The organism is Oleiphilus sp. HI0086 (genome assembly GCF_001635225.1).
Genome location: NZ_LWFZ01000223.1, coordinates 1 through 675, shown reverse-complemented (window position 1 = coordinate 675; position 675 = coordinate 1). Strand labels below are relative to the sequence as shown.

1 protein-coding gene is annotated in these 675 nt (G+C 45.8%); it reads right to left on the bottom strand.

Going from position 1 to position 675, the window contains the following annotated elements; all coding sequences use genetic code 11:
* Positions 1–185: 185 nt before the first annotated feature.
* On the bottom strand, positions 186–675 hold a 490-nt coding region (amrB, locus tag A3756_RS02940; RefSeq protein WP_068552912.1), incomplete at its 5' end, for an AmmeMemoRadiSam system protein B.

The following is a 675-nucleotide window of genomic DNA, read 5'->3' as shown; positions in this document are numbered from 1 at the left end:
TCCGCTAATTTTCAATGTAACAAAGCTGGCAAACTCTTTTTCTAGCTCAGCATCATAGTCACCGATTTGAACGGACAAAGGCCTACCGTGATCTAAGCCATGCCTGATAGATGCTTGTGCTATAGCGATCAGTTGCTGCTGATGCTGTTCATTCAAGGCATTTCTCCTTTTATAAATACGCTAGCTTAGGTAAAACTCCAAGCACCGTAGCCAACCACTCTATCTTTATCTCCAGCAGTATCACCTGAATTACACAGTGCCAAGCGATGCGGCGTCAGATCACGTTTTAGTGCGATTTGAAGTAATCCATTCACCGGGTTTCGGCCACAGGCATCGTCATATTCAATCAAGTCTGCCTGAAGCGTGTCGATAGCTTCGGCAGTCTTGCTATCCTTTTTACTAGCGACTTCGTAGCTCAGAAAATGACTCAGGTCAGAACTGATGACAAACAAGGTATCTTCGCCACCCCATAAGGAATCAATCACCTTGGCAACCTGATGCTTATCCGCATCTCCAACAACTAAGGGAAGCAAACTGAAGTCGCCTAATAGCGCTTGTAGAAAAGGTAATTGAACTTCGAGGCTATGCTCCTGAAGGTGGGCCTGGTCAAGCGTTTGAGCTAGCCCCTTAAGCTCAAGTTTTTGGGTCGCTAGGTAATCAAGTTCGATCATTCCC